Origin of the sequence: Pontibacterium sp. (assembly GCF_041587635.1) — a bacterium.
GTDB lineage: Bacteria > Pseudomonadota > Gammaproteobacteria > Pseudomonadales > Balneatricaceae > Pontibacterium.
Genome location: NZ_JBFGYC010000579.1, coordinates 1 through 2,476, shown reverse-complemented (window position 1 = coordinate 2,476; position 2,476 = coordinate 1). Strand labels below are relative to the sequence as shown.

The 2,476-nt window shown below is 48.3% G+C and carries 4 protein-coding genes; 2 read left to right on the top strand and 2 right to left on the bottom strand.

What is annotated here, in order from left to right; genetic code table 11:
* Positions 1-8: 8 nt before the first annotated feature.
* Together tusD and ABYW01_RS19320 are read right to left on the bottom strand one after the other, a co-directional pair.
* Positions 9-401, bottom strand: coding sequence for a sulfurtransferase complex subunit TusD (gene tusD / locus ABYW01_RS19325; protein WP_372835979.1), 393 nt, complete (start codon positions 399-401; stop codon positions 9-11).
* A gap of 85 nt (positions 402-486) precedes the next feature.
* Complete coding sequence (locus tag ABYW01_RS19320; protein WP_372835977.1) at positions 487-1,167, bottom strand: Bax inhibitor-1/YccA family protein; 681 nt, start codon at positions 1,165-1,167, stop codon at positions 487-489.
* Positions 1,168-1,454: 287 nt separating this feature from the next.
* Here ABYW01_RS19320 and ABYW01_RS19315 point away from each other — a divergent pair, with 287 nt between their 5' ends.
* Complete coding sequence (locus ABYW01_RS19315) at positions 1,455-2,189, top strand: pseudouridine synthase (protein ID WP_372835976.1); 735 nt, start codon at positions 1,455-1,457, stop codon at positions 2,187-2,189.
* A gap of 98 nt (positions 2,190-2,287) precedes the next feature.
* The coding region (locus ABYW01_RS19310) for a hypothetical protein (protein ID WP_372835974.1) at positions 2,288-2,476 on the top strand (189 nt) is incomplete at its 3' end.

The window sequence follows — 2,476 nt, the reverse complement described above, 5'->3', positions numbered from 1 at the left end:
GGCATGACTCAGGCTCCAAAGGTAATAACGCGGTCAGACTGAGCAATAGCATCGGCCAGCTGGCCGAGCCCTGAAAGTTCAAAGCCTTCTTCCAGATTGGAACCTGACTTGCCATATCGGCGTGCTTCATTAGCATCCAGTACGCCGCGACGGACAGCTGCGGCGATGCATACTACTAGATCCAGCTGGTGTTCAGCGGCAAGTGTGTTCCAGTCAGAAGGGATATTGATTTCATCCTGAGGTGGAGAGGCAAGGGCGCTCCCTGTGTGGATGCCATCGCCGTAAAAAAACACGCGGTGTAGGCTGTGACCTTTTTCGAGCAGGCTTCTCGCAAAGCGTAGAGCCGTTTCGGCAGACTGGCAGCTATAAGGCGCAGCCTGTACAACAATTGAAAATATCATCGGCAAGCAACTGTAATAAAAGAAAAAGCCCCCTAATCTTAACAAGAAAAGGGGGCTTTAGCAGAGCTGATTAAGCGACGGGCGTTTAGTCGTCCATAGAGAATCCAGCCAGTGCCAGCATGTGTACGAACAGGTTGTAGATGTTCAGGTACAGGCTAACAGTTGCCATGATGTAGTTGGTGTAGTGACCGTTAACGATGTTGCTGGTGTCATACAGGATGAAACCAGCCATCAGCAACACGATGAACGCAGAGAACGCCATGTGCATTGCGCCAACTTCAATACCGAACATCGGCAGTACGAACAGGGCAACCATCGCAATCAAAGCAACGATCGCACCCGCGGACAGGAAGCCGCCCATGAAGCTGAAGTCTTTCTTGGAGGTCATCACGTATGCGGACAGACCCAGGAAGGTCAGGGCGGTCATGCCCAGCGCAGTCATAACGATATCACCGCCGTTTGCCATACCCAGGTAGTGGTTCAGCAGAGGGCCGAGTCCGAAGCCCATCAGGCCCGTGAACACGAAGACTAGTGGTAGTGCAGCTGCGGTGTTCTGCTTTTTGTTCAGAACGAACAGCATAATGAAGCTAACGATGATGCTGCCAAGATACACGATAAACGGAGGGTTGATGGCCATAGAGATGCCAGCAGTAACCGCACTGAATACCAGTGTCATGCCCAGCAACATGTAAGTGTTGCGGATAAGTTTATTGGTTGTCAGTACTGATTCTTCCCTGCCAGCACTATAAGTGTCAACGTTACGCATGTTTGTCCTCATGGGTTTGTTGTTGCGTTATAGCTATTTATAGGGATTAAGACAGTTTTTTCAAGGGAAGTTTAGTTTTTGTCACCCTTAATTGCTGGTTATTTCCTTGTCTTTTCAGTCAGATATCGATCAATCTGTATTTTTCGATAGAAAACTTCGGTTTTTTCTGATGAATGAGCGTGTTGCATCGTATTTTCTTGTGGTGCCAGGCTTTGGTTGTTTGCGCGGATCTAAGCACTTAAAATTGCCAACCTTCCAAATTTCTTTGATTCTGAAGTACATAGCCCATGTGTGAGCTCGATATCCTCTTTGAGGACGATAATCTGATTGCCGTCAACAAGCCTTCTGGTCTGTTGGTCCATCCCAGCTGGATTGCTCCCAGAGGGACGCCGAATCTAACCAGCATGCTGAAAGAGTATCTGCAAGGCACGGCCTATACGATTCATCGTCTCGATCGTCCGACCTCCGGTGTCATTGTGTTTGGTAAGAATAAAGAAACCGCACAGAAGATGAATCAGAAGTTTGCTGATCGTGAGGTACAAAAAACCTATCTGTGTATGACGCGTGGCTATACCCCGGAAGGGGATGTGATTGATTATGCGCTGAAAGAAAAACTGGATAAGTTGGCGGATAAAATGTCGAATCCCGATAAGCCGGCACAAGAAGCGGTATCTGAATACCGTCGGCTGGGCACTGTGGAGCTGCCGATGGCTGTAGGGCGGTATGATGTCTCTCGCTATTCATTAGTTGAGGTCAAACCCAAAACCGGTCGTAAGCACCAGATTCGCCGTCATATGAAACACATATCTCACCCTCTGATTGGTGATACCAAGCACGGGGATGGACGTCACAATAAGGCGTTCCGTGACCACTTTGATCTGGATCGTTTGTTGTTAATGGCGATTGAATTAAGCTTTCGTCACCCTGAAAACGGCGAATTACTGACAATAAAAGCGCCGGTTGATGCGTATGTCGATCAGCTTTTCAGTCAGTTTGGCTGGTCAGGCTCATACCCGGTATAACGGGTTAATCCCTTTTCCTTTCTATACGCGACTATGTGCGGGTCGCGTATTTATCATAGATGGGCCAAAATGAATCCCTAAATACAGGGAGAGCCCATATGCGTTTTCTGACCGTAGTACTGATGCTCGTGTTGGCAAGCAGTCCTTCGCATGCAGATTCTACTCGTCTGCTTAAATTTGATGGCGCAGAGATCGAATCACCGTATTGGTTTAAAGAGAGTTTTCTCGAATTCGGTGATGATCTGGCTGAGGCGGCTGAGAGCGATAAAACGCTGATGCTGTACTTT